The sequence below is a fragment of the Bacillus sp. JST-5 genome, from assembly GCF_057747715.1.
This window is the reverse complement of record NZ_JBYLHW010000003.1, coordinates 1-23,603: the sequence shown is the minus strand read 5'-3', so window position 1 is coordinate 23,603 and position 23,603 is coordinate 1. Positions and strand designations below refer to the sequence as shown.

Genomic DNA, 23,603 nt, shown 5'->3' with positions numbered 1-23,603 from the left:
GTGCCTCGCTGTGTTTCCTATATCTCAGTACAGGAGTGCCTCCCGTTCGTACGTCACTAAACGCTCGCCTCCGCTTTTAAATTTTTCCTATGCTTAATTATTTTGATTTGGAGACAATATGGGTAAGGGAGGTTTTTTCATGGTTGTCAAACAATCAAAGGTTGAAGTAACTGATCGAATAATTGGAAAGTTAAAAGACGGTTATATGGAACTATATTTTGATAATGAGCCCATTGGAAAATTAGAGTTACCCCAGTCAGGAACTTTAAACATTCAATTAGATCCTTCCTTTGAAGTCAAAGGACAAAAAATTTATAAACAAATGGCTACGGTTGAAGAACCAAATATGAAATATACTGATTGTGACGATGAAGCAGGGTGGTGTTAAAAGGCAGTGGTTTTCCGCTGTCTTTTTCTATAATATTAATAATAAGTGCAGCTTTCATTATATGATAAGATGATAGAATGAGAAAAAAGTTTTTATGGTGATCATATGGATGATAAAGTCATTATTGTAGAGGGGACAACTGATAAGAAAAAAGTATTGGAAGTTATAAATGAAGATGTTGAAATCATTTGTACAAACGGAACAATTAGTATTACTCGATTAGACGAATTAATTGAAGAGTTAGCTGATCGAGAAGTATATATTTTAGTTGACTCCGATCATTCAGGAGAAAAATTAAGAAAATTATTCAAACGAGAGTTTCCAGAAGCTCATCATTTGTATATTGATAAAGAATATCGGGAAGTAGCTGCTGCCCCTCAACATCATATTGCTTCTGTCCTCTTAAAAGGGAATATTGAAGTTCAGACCAAGTATTTACTTTGAAAACTTTTTCCTCGGAATTTTAGTAAAGGATGTTAATAATGCAAGAATGGAATTATGAGCAATTGAAAGATAATTTATTGAAAAATAAACGATGTGCATTTTATTTGTATACCCCTTTTTGTGGGACATGCCAAGTAGCAGGGAAAATGTTAGAAGTTGTATCGGAACTTATACCACATTTACCCATTGGTAAAGCAAATCTTAACATCATCCCAAGATTAGCGAATGATTATAAAATTGAAAGTGTCCCTTGTCTTTTACTATTTGAACATGGAAAAATCGTCGAAAAAATTTATGCTTTTCATTCTGTCCCATACTTATTAGAAAGGTTAAAAAAGTAATCACCCGTGCGGTGATTTTTTTATTGAAAAATATTTAGTTTTCTTAAAAGTCTTTCTTTCTTTTTTTACTTATTAGTCTTTTCGAAAAAGTGAAAAAAATAGTTGCCTTTTCTTAGTGGAGGAGATAATATATTTAGGGATGCGAAATAAATGAGGGGCGGAATAGCGACAATGGCTTTTTTTCATGAATGGTCAAGTCAATTAAAAAGTTATAATCAAAATATTAAACTTGCGTTGTTAGCGAATATATTTGCAAACATCGGACTTGGCATTTTTATGGTTATTTATAATTTCTACATTCGAGAATTAGGATATTCCGAAAGTGTGAACGGTCAAGTAATTGCTATGACATCTTTAGCTACGGCACTTGCTCTTGTACCGGCAGGAATTTTAAGCGACAAACTTGGAAGAAAAAAAGTCATGGTGTTTGGAATTGTTACGTCTTGCATAATTTTATTTGCAAGAAGTATAGTGGAATCTCAAGATTTACTAATTGTCACTGGCTTTGCAACAGGTTTGACAGTTGCTTTTCTTCAAGTGTCTTCGATTCCTTGGTTGTCTGAAAACTCAAGTATCTCTCAACGGGTACACTTATTTAGCCTTCATTCCGCTATAATGACTGCCTCTACCGTAATTGGAAGCACATTAGGTGGTATTTTAACGGATTTATTCTCACTTTTCACAACAGAATTACAAAGCATTCGAATCGTTTTAATAACAGGAAGTGTCTTTTATTTATTGGCTTTTTTTCCAATTGTAAAATTAAAGGAAAGAAAAAAGAAGAAGGTAATTCCTACTGCTAGAAAAACTTCTTTCTTAAATTTAAAGGAACATAAAGGAAGTATAAAAATTATTGCTCTTTTTGCTATCGCTCAATTAATCATTGGTGTCGGTGCAGGACTTGTCATTCCATATTTAAATTTGTACTTTGCAGATCGTTTTCATGCTTCTACAACCATCATCGGAATGATTATTTCATTAGGTCAGGCAGTAACGGCTGTTGCCATGTTTATTGGGCCAATGGTAGTTAGAAAAGTAGGAGAAGTAAAAGCCGTTGTTTATTTACAAATGTTATCGTTGCCATTTCTCCTATTGACAGCTTATACACAAAATTTGTGGCTAGCAGCCATCGGATTTTTATTTAGGCAGGCATTAATGAATGCGGGAAATCCTATTCAAATGTCATTAATGATGTCTAAAGTGGATGATTCTGTTAAAGGATTGGCAAATTCGGTCAATCAAATGGTATTCAATTTAGGATGGGCGTTAATGGGACCAGTGTCAACTGGAATCGTCATTCAGTATGGATCTTATTGGGGATACGCAACTGTATTCACAATAACGGCTGTATTATATTTCATTGGTTCTCTCTACTTTTTTATTGTTTTCCGAACTTACAATAAACAAAAATTAGAAGACAAAATAGCAAAATCAAGTTAATAATAATTATTGAAATATTCCCAATTTACTAACTTTAATGATTGTTATTGACGATTATTTGTGTGGATGATAGAATCAGTTTCATCAATTGAATAACGTGAACGTTCTCTTATCAAGAGAGGTGGAGGGATGTGCCCTATGAAACCCGGCAACCGTCAATGAATCGTCATTGAAATGGTGCCAATTCACACAAAGCGTATGCTTTGAGAGATGAGAGGAAAAGGTTAGTTTAATTATGTTTGTTAAGCTTATCCCTTTCTGCTCTTAAAGCAGAAAGGGTTTTTTATTGCGTTTCAATACTATTACTTTAATTCGGGGAAACTTTCGGATAGAGGGTATATTGAGTGAGGAAGGTGAGGACATGATTTCTATTCAAAATGTAAAAAAAGTGTTTCGAACAAAAAATGGCGAGCTTACGGCCGTTAATGATATAAACTTAACCATTCAAGAAGGAGAAATTTTTGGTGTCATCGGTTACAGTGGTGCTGGAAAAAGTACTCTTTTACGAATGCTGAACGGCTTAGAGACTCCAACGTCGGGAACGCTCCAAGTCAATGGGAAAAACATTTCAAAAATTAAAGGAAAAGAATTAAGAAAAGCTAGACAAAAAATTGGGATGATCTTTCAGCACTTTAATTTACTTTGGTCAAGAACAGTCAGTGAAAACATTGCTTTCCCATTAGAAATCGCTGGTATTCCGAAAAAAGAAAGAGAAGAAAGAGTAGCCGAGCTAATTAAACTTGTTGGTCTAGAAGGAAAAGAGAAATCGTATCCTTCCCAATTAAGCGGTGGGCAAAAGCAAAGGGTAGGAATTGCAAGAGCATTAGCTAACCATCCAAGTGTATTACTTTGTGACGAAGCAACAAGTGCACTGGACCCAGAAACGACCGATCAAATCTTAGACCTACTTGTTAATATTAATAAAAAATTAGGCTTAACTATTGTTTTAATTACTCATGAAATGCACGTGATTCGCAAGATTTGTCATCGTGTGGCCGTCATGGAGAATGGAAAAGTCGTAGAACTGGGACCAGTACTTGAAGTGTTTAAAAACCCGAAAGAAGCTATAACAAAAAGATTTGTTCAACAAATTACCGAGCCAGAAGAGGCGAAAGATGCCGTCCAACATTTAATTGAAAAATATCCTAATGGAAAAATTGTAAAACTATCTTTTGTCGGGGATGTCGTAGAACAACCTGTAATAACGAACTTAATTAGAGAATATCCCGTCACTGTAAATATATTACAAGGGAACATATCGCAAACGCAAAACGGAGCATATGGGACTTTATTCATTCATCTAGATGGAAATGAATCATCTATTCAACAAGCGTTGGATTATGTTAAAAGCAAGAGCGTTGGAATTGAGGTGATTAAAAGTGAATAGTATTTGGGAAGATTTCTATTCCTCGGAGTTGGGTTTATTTCCAAACGTTAATTGGGAAAAAACTTTTGAAAAAACTCAAGAAACTTTGTACATGACAGGTGTTTCTATCGTTTTTATCTTTATTATTGGGATTCTATTAGGTCTATTATTATTTTTAACATCTAAAGGGAACTTATGGGAAAACCGTTTTGTTAACCAATTCATTGGTGGGATTGTGAATATTTTTCGTTCCATTCCGTTTGTTATTTTGATTGTACTATTGATTCCATTTACAAAAATTTTGGTCGGTACAATGATTGGGAAAGAAGCTGCGATTCCATCATTAATCATCGGTGCTGCACCTTTTTATGCAAGAATGGTTGAAATAGGATTGAGAGAAATTGATAAGGGGGTGATTGAAGCGGCTAGAGCCATGGGGGCAAGCACAACAACGATTATATTCAAAGTGCTGCTTCCAGAATCGATGCCAGCACTGATTTCAGGAATCACTGTTACCGCCATTGCATTAGTTGGTTATACAGCAATTGCAGGAGTTATCGGAGCTGGTGGACTAGGTGACTTAGCATACTTAGATGGATTTTCACAAAACAATAACGATGTAACATTAATTGCAACAGTATTTATTTTACTTATAGTTTTCATTATTCAATTTATTGGAGATTTTCTTACTAACTTAATTGATAAACGATAGGAGAGAAATGAAATGAGAAAATGGATAGCCGTATTAGTTACTTCAATTTTCATTTTAGCATTGGCTGCATGTGGAAATAGTGATGATAAAGACAATAAAACATTAGTTATTGGAGCAACAAATGAACCTCATGGAATGATTTTAGAAAAAGCAAAACCACTATTAAAAGAAAAAGGAATTGACTTAGAAGTAAAAGTGTTTAGTAAATATGAGTTGATTAACCCAGCACTCGCAGATAAATCTTTAGACGCAAACTATTTCCAACATATTCCTTACCTTGAAGCACAAATGGAAAAATTCGGTTATGAATTTGAAAATGCTGGCGGTATTCATATCGAACCAATCGGTGTATATTCGAAAAAATATAAAAGTTTAGAAGAGCTACCTGACGGAGCGACGATTATTTTAAGCAATTCAACACCAGATCACGGAAGAATTTTAACTCTATTAGAAGCAAATGGTCTCATTAAATTAAAAGACGGAGTAGATAAAATTACTGCATCTTTTGATGATATTGCTGAAAATCCTAAAAACATAAAATTCAAATATGATTACGCTCCAGATTTGTTACCAACTATTTTCAACAATAACGAAGGTGATGCGGTAGTCATCAATTCGAACTATGCGATTGATGCTGGTTTAAATCCAGTTGAGGATAATATTGCCATTGAAGATGCAGATTCTCCATATGTGAACGTGATTGCTGTTCGTAAAGGGGATGCAAAAAAAGAAGAAATTCAAGCGTTAATCGAAGTACTCCATACAAAAGAGATAAAAGATTATATTCTTGAAACATGGAATGGTGCAGTGGTTCCAGTTGATCAAGAATAATGAAGGGAAAAAGAATTTGTCCAAATACGGATAAATTCTTTTCTTATTATATATAGGAAATTTCTAGTACTTATAGCTAAAGCATAGATGTCATTTAGAATAAGCATACTATCCTTGAAAAAAAGGATAGGAGAGATGAAAAATGGAACAATTTGAACCTAGTAATAGTATTGAAGCTGCCCTTCATGAATTTAAACAAGGTTTAGGAACTTTTACTGAAAAAATGCCAAAAATAGCTAAACATTTTAATGAATTTAGTAAAGCTTGTTTTGAAGATGGAAAGTTATCGAAAAAACATAAACAATTAATAGCATTAGCCAATAGTGTTATAACCCAAGACGAATATTGTATCATTTATCATACAAAAGGATGCTTAGATGAAGGCTGTTCTGAAGAGGAAATTTTGGAAGCGATAGGGGTTTCAGCAGCATTTGGTGGTGGAGCGGCATTAAGTCAAGCAGTTACGCTTGTCCTAGAAGCAATTGAGACATTAAATCAGTCTAATCAATAATATTTTGAAAAGAGAGTTCTTTTCAACTCTCTCTTTTTTTGTATCTTACATAATGAAGATATAGATGTTATATTGGTAAAGTAAAGGGCATGAGTAGACTCTTGCATACATATGATCATACCCTTATTAAAGGATTGAAAAAGTTGCTAACACTTTTCATTTGTTATAAGATTGTAATGAGAATAAAATGAGAATGATTTGAAATCTTTCATTAAATAAGATTACGGAGGTATACAAATGGCAGTATTAACGATTAAAGATCTACATGTAGAAATTGATGGAAAAGAGATCTTAAAGGGAGTTAACCTTGAAGTTAAAGGTGGAGAAATACATGCAATTATGGGGCCGAACGGTACAGGGAAATCTACCCTTTCCTCCGCTATTATGGGCCATCCTAAATATGAAGTAACTAAAGGATCCGTTACATTAGACGGACAAGATGTATTAGAAATGGAAGTAGATGAACGTGCAAGAGCAGGATTATTCTTAGCAATGCAATATCCTAGTGAGATCAGCGGGGTAACAAATGCTGACTTTTTACGTTCTGCAATAAATGCTCGTCGTGAAGAAGGCGATGAAATTTCCTTAATGAAATTTATTCGTAAAATGGACGAAAAAATGGAATTATTAGAAATGGATCCTGACATGGCGCAACGTTATTTAAATGAAGGATTTTCTGGAGGAGAAAAGAAACGTAATGAAATTCTTCAATTAATGATGTTAGAGCCAAAAATCGCTATTTTAGACGAAATTGACTCCGGATTGGATATTGACGCGTTAAAAGTTGTATCAAAAGGAATTAATGCTATGCGTAGCGATGACTTCGGTTGCTTAATTATCACCCACTATCAACGTTTATTAAATTACATTACTCCTGACTACGTTCATGTAATGATGCAAGGACGAATTGTTAAATCAGGTGGTCCTGAGCTTGCTCAACGCTTAGAAGCTGAAGGATACGACTGGATTAAGCAAGAACTAGGTATCGAAGATGAGACAGTAGGGCAAGAATCGTAAGTGTTAGGAGGATAAAAATGACCTTGGATATTAAATTACCATTTGATCAAGAGTATGTTCGCTCTTACTCAAATAAAAACAATGAACCAGAATGGTTAATGAATATACGTACAAAAGCTTTTGATTTAACTGGTACATTACCATTACCTAAACCGGATAAAACGAAGATCGATAAATGGAATTTTACTCAATTTAAAAATCATACTATTGAAAGTCAACCATTCAATTCTATTGAAGATCTTCCGGAAGAAGTAAAAACGTTAGTTGGTGCAGATGAAGAGCATAAGAGTTTATATATTCAAAGAAACAATACCCCTGCATATATAAAAATATCACCAGAACTAAAAGAGAAAGGTGTTATTTTCACTGATATTTTTACAGCAGTAAAAGAACATGAAGAATTAGTGAAACAATATTTTATGACGAAAGCGGTCAATGTCGACGAACACCGCTTAACAGCGTTACATGCTGCGTTTATGAACGGTGGGGCATTCCTATACGTTCCGAAAAATGTGAAAGTAAAAGAACCAATTCAGGCAGTATATATCATTGATGATGAAAATACAACTTTATTTAATCATGTCGTTGTTGTAGCAGATGACAACAGTTCTGTAACATTTGTGGAAAACTATATTTCCACAGCTAATGCTGAAGAAATGATTGTCAATATTATTAGTGAGGTAATTGCTAATAATAATGCTAAAATCCTTTACGGAGCAGTAGATAATCTGTCAAAAGGTACAACAACTTATGTTAATCGTCGTGGTGTGGCTGAAAGAGATGCTCGAATTGAATGGGCATTAGGTTTAATGAACGATGGAGACACTATTTCTGAGAACGTCACAAATTTAATTGGTGATGGTTCATTTGGTGATACAAAAACTGTTGTAGTTGGTAGAGGAAAACAAACACAAAACTTCACAACAAAAGTTGTTCATTTTGGTAAAAACTCTGAAGGTTACATTTTGAAACACGGTGTAATGAAAGACGAAGCTTCTTCGATTTTTAATGGAATCGGTAAAATTGAACATGGGGCAACAAAAGCGAATGCAGAGCAAGAATCTCGTGTGCTAATGTTAAGTCCTAAAGCTCGTGGAGATGCTAATCCAATTCTACTTATTGACGAAGATGATGTTACTGCAGGTCACGCAGCTTCTGTCGGTCGTGTTGACCCTGTACAATTATATTACTTAATGAGTCGCGGTATTCCTAAAGATGAAGCCGAACGATTAATCATTCATGGATTCTTGGCTCCAGTCGTGAATCAACTACCTATTGAAGGTGTTAAAGAACAATTAATCCAAGTAATTGAAAGGAAAGTAAAATAATGAATATCCGCGATATTCGCTCATATTTTCCAATACTGGATCAAGAAGTAAATGGTAAACCTCTTGTATATCTTGACAGCGCTGCAACATCACAAAAACCTGTTCAAGTGATTGAAGCTTTGAATAAATATTATCGTGAATATAATTCAAATGTTCATAGAGGTGTTCATACGTTAGGAACAAAAGCTACAGACGGTTACGAAGGCGCAAGAGAAAAAGTTAGAAAGTTTATCAATGCCAATACCGTTCAAGAAATCATATTTACTAGAGGAACAACATCAGCAATTAATTTAGTAGCCGCTAGTTACGGATTGGAACATGTGAAAGAAGGAGATGAAATTGTCATCTCCTACATGGAACATCATAGTAACTTAATTCCATGGCAACAAGTAGCTAAGAAAACAGGAGCAACATTAAAATATCTTCCAATGCAACAAGATGGAACCATTACGTTGGAAGATGTTAAAAACACGGTCACACCTCAAACAAAAATTGTTGCTATCACATATGTTTCAAATGTCCTTGGTACGATTAATCCTATAAAGGAAATTGCTGAAATTGCGCATCAAAACGGAGCGATCATCGTAGTTGACGGTGCCCAAGCTGCTCCGCATATCAAAATTGATGTTCAAGAATTAAATTGTGATTTCCTTGCTTTTTCCGGTCATAAAATGTGTGCTCCTACCGGCATAGGTGTTTTATATGGAAAGAAACAATTATTAGAAAAAATGGAACCAATCGAATTTGGTGGCGAAATGATTGACTTTGTTGATTTATATGATTCAACATGGAAAGAACTCCCTTGGAAGTTTGAAGGTGGAACTCCAATTATAGCCGGAGCAATCGGTCTTGGTGCTGCTATCGATTTTCTAGAAGAAGTTGGTATGGAAAATATTTTGGAACATGAACACCAGTTAGCTAAGTATGCTATGGAAAAAATGTCCACTATTGAAGGAATAACCATTTATGGACCAGCTGCGGATAAACGTGCTGGGGTAGTAACTTTTAATATCAAAGATGTACATCCACATGATGTCGCAACAGTGTTAGATTCAGAGGGAATAGCTGTTCGTGCCGGACACCATTGTGCACAACCATTAATGAAATGGCTAAACGTTTCTGCAACAGCTAGAGCTAGTTTCTATTTATACAATACCGAGGAAGATATTGACCGCTTAGTGGCCGGACTTGTTAAAACAAAGGAGTATTTCAGCGATGTCTTTTAATCATTTAGATCAATTATATCGTCGAGTCATCATGGATCATTACAAAAATCCTCGCAATAAAGGTAAGTTAGAAGACGGTAGTTTAACCGTTGATATGAATAATCCTACTTGTGGTGATCGTATTCACTTAACTTTAAAAGTAGAGGAAGGAAAAGTAGTAGATGCAAAGTTTGAAGGAGAAGGATGTTCCATCTCAATGGCATCTGCATCTATGATGACTCAAGCCATTAAAGGAAAAGATATAGAAACTGCATTGAAATTGTCTAAAATTTTCTCAGATATGATGCAAGGAAAAGAAGTTGACGATTCCATTGATTTGGGAGATATCGAGGCTCTACAAGGGGTTTCGAAATTTCCGGCTCGAATCAAATGTGCAACTTTAGCTTGGAAAGCCTTAGAGAGAGGAATCGAGCAAGAAAAACAATAATAGGCAACTAGCCGAAAAGAAATGGAGGAATCGATCATGGCGAAAAAAATGCCGGAAATCGGGGATTATAAATACGGCTTTAGAGATAAAGACGTATCGATATTCCGTTCAAAACGAGGCCTAACGAGAGAAATTGTAGAAGAAATTTCTCGAATGAAAGAAGAACCACAATGGATGCTTGATTTTCGTTTAAAAGCTTTAGAACATTTTTATAAAATGCCTATGCCTCAATGGGGCGGGGACTTATCAGCTTTAGATTTTGATGAAATTACGTATTATGTCAAACCATCAGAACATACAGGTCGTTCATGGGATGAAGTGCCTGAAGAGATTAAACGTACGTTTGACAAATTAGGTATTCCAGAAGCAGAGCAAAAATATTTAGCAGGGGTATCTGCACAATATGAATCAGAAGTTGTTTATCACAATATGAAGGAAGACTTAGAAAAATTAGGGATTGTCTTTAAAGACACTGATTCCGCGCTAAAAGAAAACGAAGATATTTTCCGTAAATATTGGGCAACTGTTGTTCCACCTACAGATAACAAATTTGCAGCATTAAACTCTGCTGTATGGAGTGGTGGATCATTCATTTACGTTCCAACAGGTGTAAAAGTAGATACGCCACTACAAGCATACTTCCGCATTAACTCTGAGAATATGGGGCAATTTGAACGTACATTAATTATTGTTGATGAAGGTGCTCACGTTCACTATGTGGAAGGATGTACAGCTCCAGTTTATACGACAAACTCTTTACACAGTGCAGTTGTTGAAATTATCGTTAAAAAAGGGGGATATTGTCGCTATACTACGATTCAAAACTGGGCAAACAACGTTTATAACCTAGTTACTAAACGTGCAGTTTGTGAAGAAAACGCAACAATGGAATGGATCGATGGTAACATTGGTTCTAAATTAACGATGAAATATCCAGCTGTTATTTTAAAAGGTGAAGGTGCTCGCGGTATGACCTTATCCATTGCTCTTGCTGGAAAAGGTCAGCATCAAGATGCCGGAGCGAAAATGATGCATTTAGCTCCAAATACTTCATCTACGATAGTATCGAAATCAATTTCTAAGCAAGGTGGAAAAGTCACATATCGTGGTATTGTTCACTTTGGTAGAAAAGCGGACGGTGCAAGAGCCAACATTGAATGTGACACTTTAATTATGGATAATCAATCAACTTCTGATACGATTCCATATAACGAAATATTAAATGATAACATTTCGTTAGAGCATGAAGCAAAAGTTTCTAAAGTTTCAGAAGAACAATTATTCTATTTAATGAGTCGTGGAATTTCTGAAGAAGAAGCGACTGAAATGATTGTAATGGGCTTCATCGAGCCGTTTACAAAAGAACTTCCAATGGAATATGCGGTAGAAATGAACCGATTAATCAAATTCGAAATGGAAGGTAGTATTGGATAAGACTTAATTTCTAATTCAAATACCGCTGATATAATTCCAAAGCGTCATCCTCTATCTTATTGGTGACGTGTAGGCATATATCAGCGGTTCTTTTTATGCTTGCACGCTTCAATTTTTCAGAAAAAATATTTTAGATTTACTGCATCATTTAGTGCGCTACTATAAATGAGATGTATCCACCGAACTGTACACCGCTGTATTTCCCTTAATGTGTTAATCCACGATTCACATTCATTGATAAAACACCCAATAAATAGGAGTATATGGTAATATTGTTAATGTAATTAATAAATAGAAGGTTCGAAGTTATAAAATATGATTGGTATTTTCATTATGTAAATGAATAAGTAGGAAATATATGGAATATAAGGTTTGAATATACATTCTAGTCGTTCGAATTGCAAGAATAAAAAACAAAAGAAAAACAATATAATTTTCACAGACAATTTGCTCATGGTTTTAAAACACCGTAGAACTTGAATGTCATAACCTTATTAAATAAAACAATTGTTGGTGTCTAAAGAGGTGTATTTAATGATTAACATTGAATTTTTAAGACCAATTTTTTATACCATTCTTTTATTTTCATTTTTTATAATGCTAGCTTCCATCATTAAAAAAAAATCAAATCAAGCTTCAAATAATAATTTTTATATATATACTTTTTCTGTGTTTTCGATTGTCATTGCTAGTATAACGATGTTTCAAATCGGAGTAATTGCAGATGAAACTGGAAAAGCAGGGGATCCACAAAGTTTTTATTTATTTATTTCAATAGTAGTGATAAATATTATGAACATACTTTTTAGTTTATTTAAACAGTATGTGTCTAGATAATATTTTTATAAAGGAGCTATCCTAAAAATCATGCTAAAATGATTTCTGGTATACCGTTTTTTGATAAAAATCTCCTCAAGTGACAAAATAGCAGATATAGACGTAATAAAATTCTAAAATCGAAAATTTTGTCATTATTATTTGTGGGCGCACCCACAAAACATCTATAAAATTGAAATTCTTTATCAAAGGTTTTTCTAGTATTAATCGTTTTGGGTGGTGAACAGATGAAAAATGAAAAAACCTTAAGAATCTGTGAAAAGGGGCATAAATATTATAAAAGTAGTAGTTGTCAAAGTTGTCCAATTTGTAATCGAGAGAATAAACCAAGTACAGGCTTTTTATCAAAATTAAATTCACCTGCAAGAAATGCTTTACTTAAAGAAGGAATTGATACTTTACAAAAGCTTTCCCAATTTACGGAAAAAGAAATATTAAACCTCCACGGTATTGGACCTACTTCTATACCAATCATGAGAGCAGCACTAGAAGAAGAAGGGTTATCATTTAGAGAATAGGCTAAGGAAAGTGCATAGAATGTCGTAAAGTTCTTAAATGATTTGAGATGAACCAATAGAGTTCATCTTTTTCTTTTTATGATAAATTTTAATATACTTATAGTATCTAGGTAAAATAAGATAGGGGTCTAGCAATAATGATTTTTATCGGTGTAACTGGATGGGGTGATCATGACTCGTTGTATGATCAACCGAATACGAAAAACAAATTAGCTGTTTATGCTTCCCATTTCCCAATTGTTGAAGTCGATACAAGTTTTTATGCCATACCACCTATAAAAAATGTAGAAAAATGGGTGAAAGATACTCCAAGTAATTTTCAGTTTATCGTCAAAGCATTTCAAGGAATGACGCTACATACAAGAGGAGAAATTCCATTCTCATCTAGAGAGTTAATGTTTGAGGCATTTAAGGAATCTTTGAAACCATTTATTAATAGTAAAAAGTTAGCAATGGTATTGTTTCAGTTTCCACCGTGGTTTGATTGTACAAAAGAAAACGTTCAATATTTGAGATGGTGTAAGCAACAAATGGGCAATATCCCATGTGCGTTAGAATTTCGACATCAATCTTGGTTTTTCCAAGAATATATGGATAAAACAATTTCTTTCATGAAAGAAGAAGGGTGGATTCATAGTATTTGCGATGAACCAGATGCAGGAATGTATTCAATTCCTACTGTACTGAAAGTAACCGATAAAGAAAAAGCGTTAGTTCGTTTTCATGGGAGAAATGTACATGGATGGAACCGAAAAAATCATGAAAATTGGCGGGAAGTCCGTTATTTATACAATTACAATGATCGTGAACTATTAGAATGGAAAGACCATTTATTAAAATTGCAAAAGGAAAGTAAAAATTTGTACGTTCTATTCAATAATAATTCGGGTAATGATGCTGCAATTAATGCCAAAAGATTGATTGAACTGTTAGGGATTGAATACGAATGTTTAGCACCGAGACAACTTGAGCTTTTCTAAAGTATAAAAAGAGGGTTGAATCATGACAGAACATATCTATATTTATCATACTAATGATTTACATAGTCATTTTGAGAATTGGCCGAGAATCCAACAATTTGTTTTAGAAAGAAAAAAAGAACATTCACTTAAAAATGAAACGGTGTTTACATTTGATATCGGAGATCATACAGACCGTTGGCATCCGTATACAGAAGGAACAAAAGGGAAAGGGAATGTTCGCTTATTAAATGAAGCAAACTTCGATGCTGTTACGATAGGAAATAACGAAGGAATTACATTTTCTTATGAAGATTTAAACCGACTGTATCAACATGCAAATTTTGATATAATAATTGGAAATCTTTTTCAAAATAATAAAAAAAGACCTCATTGGGCAAAGCCTTATAAAATTTATGAAACGAAGCAAAAAGCGAAGATTGCAGTCATTGGTTTGACTGCGGATTTTACTCCTTTTTATGAAAAATTAGGATGGAAAGTAACGGACCCTCACGAAGAATTAGCAAAGATTCTTCAAGAAGTTGAGAACCAAGCCAATATCATTATTTTATTGTCTCATTTAGGTTTACCGGATGACGAAAAAATAGCAAAAAAATTTCCAATGATTGACGTCATTATTGGTGCTCATACCCATCATGTATTAGAAAATGGAATGCTCGTAAATAATTGTTTATTAAGTTGTGCTGGAAAATTCGGGAACTATATAGGAAAAATTGAGCTTGAATACGATTTTGATAAGAAATCCATTATTAGAAAGAGCGCTACATTGATCCCTCAAGAAGCCTTGCCAATGATTAATAATGAAAATTTATTGATCCAAGAACTTTATGAAATCGGAAAAAGTTACTTGGAAAAACCAATTGCTTATTTACCTAATGATTTGCTAATCGATTGGGATGCCCCTTCAGATTTAGCAATATTGTTGTGTGATTCCTTATTAGAATGGTGTAATGCACATGTAGCATTTCTCAATAGTGGACTTATTTTAAATCGTTTAAAACAAGGAATAGTCACTGAGTACGACGTTCATAACATTTGTCCACATCCGATTAACCCATGTATCGTTTACTTAACCGGTGAAGATTTGGAAAAGGTAATTCTACAGACACTAGATACAAAATGGGCAACAATGCCATTAAAAGGACTAGGGTTTCGAGGAGAGAGATTAGGAATATTCGTATATTCAGGTATTCAAGTTATTAGAAATGGAACTTCAATTAATATTTATATAAATGATGAATTAATAGACTTAAAACAAAAATATAAAGTAGCTATACCTGACTTATTTGGTTTTGCGAAATTCTTTCCCGAAATATATCAAATAAAAGAGAAAGAATACTTAATGCCGGAATTTATGCGCGATTTATTGAAAAGAAAATTGAATGAAGAATATCCAGTTAAATAAAAAACTCGGAAGCTTTGTTATTCCGAGTTTTCATTTTTTCTATTACATTTTAAGAAGTGCTTCTTTTCCTTTCATCCCAGGAAAAATCCCAAGTTTTTCAGCTTCAATTGTAACCGATTCTAACGGAGCCTCTAATAATTGGTCGATCGTTCGAACTCCAACAGCTCTCCCGGCAATAATTTTTCTCTCTTTCAGCTTCTCATTTAATAAGCTTATATCTAAAGCTCCACACATAATATATCCACGGTCACTTGTAATTGCCAATAAATTTGTTTTCGGTAGTTGAACACTTATCGCTAAAAATGTTCGATCTTCAATTGTAATCGGATAAGCGTTGATCAATAATATCGCCCCTTTCCTACTACTAGTTGTATGCATGATAAGTGAACGGGTGAATAGAAAATGGAAAATAACTAGAAATTGAAAAATTATAGCCTATAATCGTGCTGACATGCATACATATAGCTTGTAAAGGGGGGATCAAATGTTGCCAAATTTTCGCGGTAGATTTCCGCGAAGAGGACCTCTACCGATTAAATATGTAATTTTAATTACAATATTCTTTTTTGTCCTCTCGACAACTTTTGGGTTATGGATCGTTAACCGAGGAATAAAACCAACACTATTGAATTATGCAGAAATGCAAACAAAAAAAATTGCAACTCTCGTTTTAAATAATGCGATAACGAAAAAAATTCAAGATGAAACGAGTATACAAGATTTTATTCAATATGTTCAAACGGAAAATGGTGTGGGTATGTATTCAGTAAATACTCAAACCATTAACCGAATACAGGCAGATGTTGTTAATTTAGTTCAAATGAATTTAAAAAATGTTGAACAAGGAAATATTGCTCTTTTGGAAACACTAATAGAAGATGAAATTGATTTTGAAGCTTTAAAAAATGAAGAGGGGGTTGTTTTTAAAGTACCTCTTGGTCAAGCAACGAATAACGCTATACTCGGAAACATTGGTCCTAAAATCCCTATTCGTTTTACCTTAATAGGGAATGTTGTTCCTGAAATTAGTCTTACCTCAAAACAAGTTGGCATAAACAATACGTGGGTAGAAGCATTCATTCATTTAAAAATCAACATGCAAATCATTATCCCCTTTGCCACAACAATTACTACTATAGAGCAAGATATTTTAGCAGGAAGTGGGCTCATCCCTGGTGAAGTTCCTCAATTTTATAGTGGACAAAATGGAGTAAACCCTTCGATTGAGGTCCCAACAAATAGAAATTAACAATATTACCACTCATTCGGAAAAATTTTGTAAGTGTCTAAAATAGTAAAAAAGCACTTGTCAAAATAATAAGATATTGATATATTTATAGCAATTAAATAAGTTATCACTTTACCAATCAATCCGATGGGGTAGAGGTTGCAAAATATAAGAGTACGTTATGTGAGGATGACAACAATGATCATAACGGAAAGGATATTTTGCCGAAGTAAAGTCGTGCTCGTCAAAGCCGCTTTGCTGGGGTTACCTTGAATAAGGGTAACACTGTCATTATGAGGAAATTGATAAATATGCCTCATAATGGGGAGCTACAGATCGTGATGGAGGAAACGCGCATTACAAAGAGTAATGATAGTCTTTCTCTATCATTACTCTTTTTTATTTCCAAACTTTCGGAAGGGTCAAAAATCGTATTCCTCACAGAAGATTCATGTTCCCCCCTGTCAAATAATGGAGGAGGAAAAGAAATGGTAAGTTCATTTTACTCACTTATACCACCGCTATTAACAATTGCGATGGTCATATTGACAAAAAGAGTTCTATTATCGTTAGGTGTAGGAATTATTTCATCGGCATTATTACTTGGAATTGATGATTCAAATGGATTTTTTGGGGTTTTAAGCAGTGCATTGACATTTATTTGGGAAGCTGTGAAAGGTATCTTTGTTTCAGATGGCGAATTAAACACTTGGAATGTTTTCATTATTATCTTTTTATTACTCTTGGGAATTATTACTGCATTTATCACGATTTCAGGAGGAAGTCGAGCTTTTGGTGAATGGGCATTAAAAAGAGTAAAAACAAGAGTCGGTGCTCAATTTGTGTCAGCGATATTAGGAATTATTATTTTTATTGACGATTATTTTAATGCCTTAGCTGTCGGTCAAGTCTCTCGCCCAATTACGGATCGTCATCGAGTGTCTAGAGCAAAACTCGCCTATATCATTGACTCGACTTCAGCACCTGTTTGTGTCGTATCACCCGTATCAAGTTGGGGAGCATATATTATTGCACTATTTGTTCCTATTTTTGCAAAGCACTCAATCGATCAATATTCCGAGTTTTCGGCATTTATGCAAATTATTCCGATGAATCTATATGTTTGGGTGGCTATTGCATTAGTATTTTTAATGGCTTGGAGAAAAGTGGACATTGGTGCTATGAAAGTCCATGAGCAACGCGCCATTCAGTCTGGATTAGTTCATGATCCTGAAAAAACAGCACCGGGAGAAATCAATGCAAAACTTCCGATAAGTAGTAAAGGTACAGTTGGCAACTTGATATGGCCGATTGTTGCACTATTTGTTGGTACCATTGGAGCAATGATTTGGACGGGATATAGTGCTGTAGGTGAAGGTGCTACTATTTTCCAAATCTTTGAGAATACTGATGTGGCAAAATCTCTTTTATATGGTGGACTTATTGGTGTAGCAGTTGCTCTATTCGTGTTTGTTATGCAAATGAAAAAAGATGAAGAAATCAAAGGTGAATTATTTTCAAAAGGTATTGGTGAAGGAATTAAATCAATGCTCCCAGCCATTTATATTTTATTATTTGCATGGACAATCATTGATTTAATAGGACGTCTTGATACTGGTGGCTATTTAGCCGGAGTGGTAGAGTCTGTAAATATGGATGTTCGATGGTTACCATTTATTTTATTTATTATTGCTAGCTTAATGGCATTCTCTACAGGTACTTCTTGGGGCTCATTTGGAATATTGCTACCGATTGCTGCTGATATCGTTGCTGTTGTAAACATCGATTTATTACTGCCATCTTTAGCAGCCGTACTAGCAGGTTCGGTATTTGGAGATCATTGTTCCCCAATCTCTGACACAACCATTCTCTCATCTACTGGAGCTGGTTGTAATCATATTGATCATGTTATGACTCAGCTTCCATATGCAATCATTTCCGCGATTATTGCGGCAATAGGATTTTTAATTATGGGATTCACCGGTAATGTTTGGTTGTCCTTAGTTATTTCATTAGCTCTTATAGTTATATTGGCATATTTGTTGGGTAACAAAAAATTGAATAACGAAACTGCATAAATTCATCCCGAGGGACCAATTTCCTCGGGATTTGTCATAGAATATAGTAATATTACTCTCTAAAAATTCATACTTTTCTACCAAATCTGCTTTACAACGTTGTAAAAACTAGCTATACTATATTTACATTTACTAAATAATCAGAAAATACAAAACTTTCCAATCGTTAAAAATAATCTGTGATTGGAAAGGTAGGGGGGAGTTTTTATGAAAAACCGTGAAGAGTGGGGTACAAGAGCTGGCTTTATTATGGCTGCAATTGGGTCGGCCATCGGTTTAGGGAATATATGGCGCTTCCCAGCTGTAGCCTACGAGAATGGCGGAGGAGCATTTTTCTTACCGTATTTATTTGCTCTATTAACAGCAGGGATTCCAATTCTTATTTTGGAATTTACATTAGGGCAAAAATATCGCGGTTCTGCTCCGTTAACGTATGCTCGATTAAGTAAAGGTTCAGAATGGATTGGATGGTGGCAAATTGCTGTCTCATTCGTCATTTCCACCTATTATGCTGTTATTATCGCATGGGCTATGTCATACGCAGTTTTTGCCTTTAATTTAAAATGGGGAGATAACACTGTTGATTTCTTAGTTGGAGATTACTTAAAAGTAGCAGATCCAGGTACTGTTGGTAGTTTAGTTCCTGGAGTTTTAATCCCACTAATTATTGTCTGGGTAGTGACACTAAGCATTTTATTTGCTGGTGTTAAAAAAGGAATTGAATTTGCAAATAAAATTTTTATTCCTGCACTTGTAGTTTTATTTTTAATTATTTGTATTAGAGCTTTAACATTACCTGGAGCCCTTGATGGATTAGAAGCATTTTTCAAACCAGATTGGGATACAATTTTTAGTGGTAAAGTATGGGTAGCTGCATACGGACAAATTTTCTTTAGTTTGTCTATTGGTTTTGCAATTATGATCACTTATTCCAGTTATTTACCTAAGAAAACTGATTTAACAAACAGTGCATTTATTACAGGTTTTGCAAACTCTGGTTTTGAATTATTAGCTGGTTTTGGAGTATTTGCTGCACTGGGTTTCATGGCAAATCTTCAAGGTTTAGAAGTTAATGAGGTTGTTAGCAGTGGAGTTATTTTAGCGTTTGCTGTATTCCCACAAATTATTAATGAATTTGGTGCGTTAAATGAAGTTTTTGGATCTATTTTCTTTATCTGTCTAGTGTTAGCAGGATTAACATCATTAATTTCTATTTGTGAGACGTATATTGCAGGATTACAAGAGAAGTTTCACATTTCTCGTACAAAAGCTGTAGCATTTGGTGGAGGAGCATCTGCAGTCATCTCGTTAGTATTTGCAACACAAGGTGGTTTAAATTTCTTAGACGTCGTTGACTACTTTATTAACCAATTTGGTGTTGCATTAGCAGGATTGTTCGAAGTTGTATTGATTGCATGGATCTTAAAGAAACTAAATCCTTTAAGAGACCACGCAAACGCTATTTCGGATATTCGCATCGGCGGTTGGTGGAAATTCTGCCTAGCTGTCGTTACACCAATCGTTCTTGGATATATGATGCTTGATAACTTAAAAACAAATCTGACTTCTGAGTATGGGGATTATCCTCGTGAATTTATCTTCCAATATGGTTGGACAGTTGCCATTGGAGCTATGGTATTAGGTGCATTGTTAACGATTAAATCTTGGAATAAAAATCAAATTGAGCTGCCAGTCTCAAATGAGAAGGAGGTCTCCAAATAATGAGTGCTAGTGCAATAGTAATGATGGTCGTCGGTGTTGTCGTTATTTGGGGTGGTTTAGCTGCAAGTATTTATAATGCAGTGAAAAAAGGAAAAGAAAATAACGGATGAAAATGGGGAAGGCGAGTGCCTTCCCTTTAACTATTTTTTTTCTTCTTTTTACGAGTTTCCTTCTCCCATTTCTTTAAATGTGGATATGGATCAAATGACCATTCAGAGAAACCATTATCTTTGTACATTCCGTAATGAAGATGTGGAGGGAATTTTCCAGATGTTCCAGGAGGACCATATCCCGAACTTCCGACACTTCCGATAGTTTGACCGGGTTCAACTATTTGTCCAACTTTTAAATCTTTTGCAAAGCCGTTTAAATGTGCAAAGTAATGATAAGTATTATTGGCGTCACGTATTCCTATTCTCCAACCACCAAAACGGTTCCAACCTTTTAATTCCACGACACCATAGCATGTAGAGTATACGGGAACTCCATAATGAGCAAAAATATCGGTTCCTTCATGTATTCTTCTGCCTCCCCAACCTCTAGGGTCTCCCCAAGTATTTCGATAAGTGTAATTTGCGCGAATAGGGAGTGGGAAATGTTTTTCGTTTAATTCGATTGTATTGTATTTCTTAAAAAGTTTTGCGATGTTCATAATAATGCCAACCGATTTATCTCGCTTATAATATTCCCACAGACCAATTTTGATGTTATCGTGATCAGTTCCATATTGTAATAAATAATGAGAAAACGAAAAAAGAACATCTTCATCATTATTTCGATCGGCTATCCCGTCTCCGTTTCCGTCTTTTCCTAGTCCATCAAAAAATTGTATGGACTTTGGATTAGTATCATCGTAATTTGGATTAAAAACTCCTGCCCATTTCTCTCTAGGTATTAGAATTCCTGTTAAACCTTTAGGGTCGTCCAAATCTCTTCTAGCCATACGAATATTTCTTTCATATTGATCAACTGCCGCTAAATAATACCATGGAATATTCGTTATACTTTCATATTTACGATATAATTCCATGCGGTCTTTCGTTATATTTTCAGCGGCATAGATGCTATGATATGGAAATATTAACATCATAAGTAGACCGATAAAAGTAAATGTAAAAATGCGCACAGAAGATCCTCCTTCCAAATCCTAATTTTAGTTTGTGAGTTCTTATGTATTTCATAAATATAAATAATTGGAAATGGATAGAGATGTAACTTGTTTTCATAATATGATTGTGGTAAAGTGACAACGAATACATATTTTCTTTTATTGATTGGAGTTGTCGGTCATGGGGAATAAGGAGCATTTACGTAAGCCGGAATGGTTGAAAATAAAATTAAATACAAACGAAAATTATACAGGCTTGAAGAAATTAATGAGGGAACAAAAGCTACATACAGTTTGTGAAGAAGCGAAATGTCCAAATATCCATGAATGTTGGGCTGTAAGAAGAACCGCGACCTTTATGATTTTAGGAGATGTATGTACAAGAGCTTGTCGTTTCTGCGCTGTGAAAACAGGTTTACCTACAGAATTAGATTGGCAAGAGCCTGAACGTGTAGCTGATTCCGTTTATTTAATGAATTTAAAACATGTCGTTGTGACTGCGGTAGCTAGAGACGACTTAAAAGACGGTGGGGCAGCAGTTTTTGCTGAAACAGTACGTGCAATTAGAAGAAAAAACCCATTTACTACGATTGAAGTTTTACCTTCTGATATGGGTGGAGTTTACGAGAATTTAAAAACATTAATGGACGCAAAACCTGATATTTTGAACCATAATATTGAAACTGTTCGCCGTTTAACTCCAAGAGTCCGAGCACGAGCTACTTATGAACGTTCCTTACAGTTTTTAAAATGGGCAAAAGAATTACAACCGGAAATACCAACAAAATCAAGTATCATGATTGGATTAGGGGAAACAAAAGAAGAAATTATTGAAGCGATGGATGATTTACGCGCACATGATGTAGATATTATAACGATTGGTCAATATTTGCAACCAACGAAGAAACATTTACAAGTGCAAAAATATTATCATCCGGATGAGTTCGCTGAATTAAAAGAAATTGCCTTAAGTAAAGGCTTCTCACACTGTGAGGCTGGGCCACTTGTTCGTTCATCTTACCATGCCGATGAGCAAGTAAACGAATCAGCTAGAAGAAGACAACAATTAGGAGAAAAACAGGATGTCATAGAAGCATAATAAAAGCGGGAGTTCTCCCGCTATTTATTTTTGTTAACATTGATTCGTTCAGAAATATCATTACGATCCATATCTTCATTTAATTCTCTTTGAGCTTCTCCATTTGCATTTTCTCCATCACTTACTTTTCCACCTTGAGGAGAAGATTGGAGCATTTTTTTAATGGTGCTGTCAATCATTTTTTGCACATCTCGACTATCGGAATCTAATGAAGAGAAGTTTTCAATATCTTTCCTTAAATTTGGATTATCAGTAATATAGACATGAAAATATCTTGGAACAATCGAAAGGGCTGTCCGTTTGACTTGGTCAGCAGTCATGTTTCGGTCTTTTGTATCGGTTTGATAGGCAATTAATACTTCGTCATCAGTGACTAAAGTGGCACAATCTTCGACATTAGGTAATTGAACACATAAACGACTGATAGTATCTGCTACTGCTTCTCTGTTGAAATTAGGGATGTCTTTATAAGCAACATTTTCAGAAGCTATCGGACTTTTTTGATGTCTTACATAACCGAAATTATCTTGATTTTCCCGTTCGTTATTGGTACGAATCGGATTATACATTCCCGGTTCATCATGAACTTGTATCGTTCTTCCGTTTTCACGGTAAATATCATTGGTTGCTTGATTATTCGTACACCCAGCTAATAAGATAAAGGTGAGGACAACCATTAATGAGCGAAAATACTTCAATGTTTACACCTCCTTGTTTATATGGTTTACGACAATAATATTTTTTCTCATAGTAATTAGTGGTGAATTAGTTATAATTTATAGTAGAGTTACTTCTTGAAAGAGGGATAAAAATGATATGTATTCAAAATGTTTGCTATGAAATCGTAGAAGAACGTAGAAACGGATTTAATGAAGAGGCATTTAGAAATCGCTTTAGCGATATTTTATTAAAGTACGATTATATTGTGGGAGATTGGGGATATGGCCAACTTCGTTTAAAAGGTTTTTTTGATGATCAAAATCAAAAAGCAACATTTGACACTAAAATCAGTACATTAACAGAATATCTTTATGAATATTGCAATTTCGGTTGTCCTTATTTCGTGTTAAGAAAAGTTGAAAAATAGGGGCTGTCCGATAAGTCCCTAATAATGAAGCAAGTGGAGAAAAACGACTCGTTTTTCTCCACTTGCTTTTGTATTT

General features: G+C 34.6%; 26 protein-coding genes and 2 riboswitches. Of the genes, 23 read left to right on the top strand and 3 right to left on the bottom strand.

Annotated features, from left to right (window positions below; genetic code table 11):
- Window positions 1–139 precede the first annotated feature (139 nt).
- The 17 genes from AC3ASS_RS01415 (at window position 140) to AC3ASS_RS01335 (ending at window position 15,205) form a co-directional block, all read left to right on the top strand.
- The gene (locus AC3ASS_RS01415) at window positions 140–388 is read left to right on the top strand and encodes a YusG family protein (protein ID WP_488281713.1); all 249 of its coding nucleotides are present in this window, start codon (window positions 140–142) and stop codon (window positions 386–388) included.
- Window positions 389–493: 105 nt separating this feature from the next.
- Window positions 494–832, top strand: coding sequence for a toprim domain-containing protein (locus AC3ASS_RS01410; protein ID WP_488281712.1), 339 nt, complete (start codon window positions 494–496; stop codon window positions 830–832).
- Window positions 833–870: 38 nt separating this feature from the next.
- Window positions 871–1,173, top strand: coding sequence for a thioredoxin family protein (locus tag AC3ASS_RS01405; protein ID WP_488281711.1), 303 nt, complete (start codon window positions 871–873; stop codon window positions 1,171–1,173).
- Between the two features lie 171 nt (window positions 1,174–1,344).
- On the top strand, window positions 1,345–2,613 hold the full coding sequence (locus AC3ASS_RS01400; RefSeq protein WP_488281797.1) for an MFS transporter: 1,269 nt from the start codon (window positions 1,345–1,347) through the stop codon (window positions 2,611–2,613).
- Between the two features lie 106 nt (window positions 2,614–2,719).
- Window positions 2,720–2,830: riboswitch (SAM riboswitch) on the top strand.
- A gap of 144 nt (window positions 2,831–2,974) precedes the next feature.
- On the top strand, window positions 2,975–4,000 hold the full coding sequence (locus tag AC3ASS_RS01395) for a methionine ABC transporter ATP-binding protein (protein ID WP_488281710.1): 1,026 nt from the start codon (window positions 2,975–2,977) through the stop codon (window positions 3,998–4,000).
- Between the two features lies 1 nt (window position 4,001).
- The gene (locus tag AC3ASS_RS01390; protein WP_488281796.1) at window positions 4,002–4,691 is read left to right on the top strand and encodes a methionine ABC transporter permease; all 690 of its coding nucleotides are present in this window, start codon (window positions 4,002–4,004) and stop codon (window positions 4,689–4,691) included.
- A 12-nt stretch (window positions 4,692–4,703) separates the two neighbouring features.
- A complete protein-coding gene (locus tag AC3ASS_RS01385; RefSeq protein ID WP_488281709.1) occupies window positions 4,704–5,522 on the top strand; it encodes a MetQ/NlpA family ABC transporter substrate-binding protein in 819 nt (272 codons plus the stop codon).
- A 142-nt stretch (window positions 5,523–5,664) separates the two neighbouring features.
- Window positions 5,665–6,033: a carboxymuconolactone decarboxylase family protein gene (locus AC3ASS_RS01380; RefSeq protein WP_488281708.1), complete on the top strand. Its 369-nt coding sequence runs from the start codon at window positions 5,665–5,667 to the stop codon at window positions 6,031–6,033.
- A gap of 237 nt (window positions 6,034–6,270) precedes the next feature.
- A complete protein-coding gene (gene sufC / locus AC3ASS_RS01375; RefSeq protein ID WP_488281707.1) occupies window positions 6,271–7,050 on the top strand; it encodes a Fe-S cluster assembly ATPase SufC in 780 nt (259 codons plus the stop codon).
- A gap of 17 nt (window positions 7,051–7,067) precedes the next feature.
- A complete protein-coding gene (sufD, locus tag AC3ASS_RS01370) occupies window positions 7,068–8,378 on the top strand; it encodes a Fe-S cluster assembly protein SufD (RefSeq protein WP_488281706.1) in 1,311 nt (436 codons plus the stop codon).
- Window positions 8,378–9,604: a cysteine desulfurase gene (locus AC3ASS_RS01365; protein WP_488281705.1), complete on the top strand. Its 1,227-nt coding sequence runs from the start codon at window positions 8,378–8,380 to the stop codon at window positions 9,602–9,604. The genes sufD and AC3ASS_RS01365 overlap by 1 nt, the downstream gene beginning before the upstream one ends.
- A complete protein-coding gene (gene sufU / locus AC3ASS_RS01360; protein ID WP_488281704.1) occupies window positions 9,594–10,031 on the top strand; it encodes a Fe-S cluster assembly sulfur transfer protein SufU in 438 nt (145 codons plus the stop codon). The genes AC3ASS_RS01365 and sufU overlap by 11 nt, the downstream gene beginning before the upstream one ends.
- 36 nt (window positions 10,032–10,067) lie before the next feature.
- Window positions 10,068–11,465, top strand: coding sequence for a Fe-S cluster assembly protein SufB (sufB, locus tag AC3ASS_RS01355; protein ID WP_488281703.1), 1,398 nt, complete (start codon window positions 10,068–10,070; stop codon window positions 11,463–11,465).
- A gap of 534 nt (window positions 11,466–11,999) precedes the next feature.
- Window positions 12,000–12,302: a hypothetical protein gene (locus AC3ASS_RS01350; protein WP_488281702.1), complete on the top strand. Its 303-nt coding sequence runs from the start codon at window positions 12,000–12,002 to the stop codon at window positions 12,300–12,302.
- Window positions 12,303–12,529: 227 nt separating this feature from the next.
- Complete coding sequence (locus AC3ASS_RS01345; protein WP_488281701.1) at window positions 12,530–12,820, top strand: RNA polymerase alpha subunit C-terminal domain-containing protein; 291 nt, start codon at window positions 12,530–12,532, stop codon at window positions 12,818–12,820.
- Between the two features lie 137 nt (window positions 12,821–12,957).
- Complete coding sequence (locus AC3ASS_RS01340; RefSeq protein ID WP_488281700.1) at window positions 12,958–13,800, top strand: DUF72 domain-containing protein; 843 nt, start codon at window positions 12,958–12,960, stop codon at window positions 13,798–13,800.
- Window positions 13,801–13,822: 22 nt separating this feature from the next.
- Window positions 13,823–15,205 carry a bifunctional metallophosphatase/5'-nucleotidase gene (locus AC3ASS_RS01335; RefSeq protein ID WP_488281699.1) on the top strand — a complete coding sequence of 461 codons (1,383 nt, stop codon included), beginning with the start codon at window positions 13,823–13,825 and terminating at the stop codon, window positions 15,203–15,205.
- Between the two features lie 42 nt (window positions 15,206–15,247).
- On the opposite strand, the gene AC3ASS_RS01330 is transcribed toward AC3ASS_RS01335, so the two are convergent.
- The gene (locus tag AC3ASS_RS01330) at window positions 15,248–15,547 is read right to left on the bottom strand and encodes a YunC family protein (RefSeq protein WP_488281698.1); all 300 of its coding nucleotides are present in this window, start codon (window positions 15,545–15,547) and stop codon (window positions 15,248–15,250) included.
- Window positions 15,548–15,689: 142 nt separating this feature from the next.
- Between AC3ASS_RS01330 and yunB the strand changes: the two genes are divergently transcribed.
- The 4 genes from yunB (at window position 15,690) to AC3ASS_RS01310 (ending at window position 20,343) form a co-directional block, all read left to right on the top strand.
- Complete coding sequence (yunB, locus tag AC3ASS_RS01325) at window positions 15,690–16,454, top strand: sporulation protein YunB (RefSeq protein WP_488281697.1); 765 nt, start codon at window positions 15,690–15,692, stop codon at window positions 16,452–16,454.
- A gap of 124 nt (window positions 16,455–16,578) precedes the next feature.
- Window positions 16,579–16,773, top strand: a riboswitch (Lysine riboswitch).
- A gap of 148 nt (window positions 16,774–16,921) precedes the next feature.
- Entirely contained in the window at window positions 16,922–18,511 is a 1,590-nt protein-coding gene (locus tag AC3ASS_RS01320; RefSeq protein ID WP_488281696.1) for a Na+/H+ antiporter NhaC family protein, read from the top strand.
- A 207-nt stretch (window positions 18,512–18,718) separates the two neighbouring features.
- Entirely contained in the window at window positions 18,719–20,233 is a 1,515-nt protein-coding gene (locus AC3ASS_RS01315; RefSeq protein ID WP_488281695.1) for a sodium-dependent transporter, read from the top strand.
- Entirely contained in the window at window positions 20,233–20,343 is a 111-nt protein-coding gene (locus AC3ASS_RS01310) for a methionine/alanine import family NSS transporter small subunit (RefSeq protein WP_488281694.1), read from the top strand. The genes AC3ASS_RS01315 and AC3ASS_RS01310 overlap by 1 nt, the downstream gene beginning before the upstream one ends.
- A gap of 26 nt (window positions 20,344–20,369) precedes the next feature.
- On the opposite strand, the gene AC3ASS_RS01305 is transcribed toward AC3ASS_RS01310, so the two are convergent.
- The gene (locus AC3ASS_RS01305) at window positions 20,370–21,323 is read right to left on the bottom strand and encodes a M23 family metallopeptidase (RefSeq protein ID WP_488281795.1); all 954 of its coding nucleotides are present in this window, start codon (window positions 21,321–21,323) and stop codon (window positions 20,370–20,372) included.
- A gap of 199 nt (window positions 21,324–21,522) precedes the next feature.
- On the opposite strand from AC3ASS_RS01305, the gene lipA reads away from it, so the two are divergent.
- A complete protein-coding gene (gene lipA / locus AC3ASS_RS01300; RefSeq protein ID WP_488281693.1) occupies window positions 21,523–22,440 on the top strand; it encodes a lipoyl synthase in 918 nt (305 codons plus the stop codon).
- A 20-nt stretch (window positions 22,441–22,460) separates the two neighbouring features.
- Here lipA and AC3ASS_RS01295 read toward each other — a convergent pair whose 3' ends face one another.
- Complete coding sequence (locus AC3ASS_RS01295) at window positions 22,461–23,117, bottom strand: YhcN/YlaJ family sporulation lipoprotein (protein ID WP_488281794.1); 657 nt, start codon at window positions 23,115–23,117, stop codon at window positions 22,461–22,463.
- 134 nt (window positions 23,118–23,251) lie between these two features.
- Between AC3ASS_RS01295 and AC3ASS_RS01290 the strand changes: the two genes are divergently transcribed.
- Window positions 23,252–23,527, top strand: coding sequence for a YutD family protein (locus AC3ASS_RS01290; protein ID WP_488281692.1), 276 nt, complete (start codon window positions 23,252–23,254; stop codon window positions 23,525–23,527).
- Window positions 23,528–23,603 lie beyond the last annotated feature (76 nt).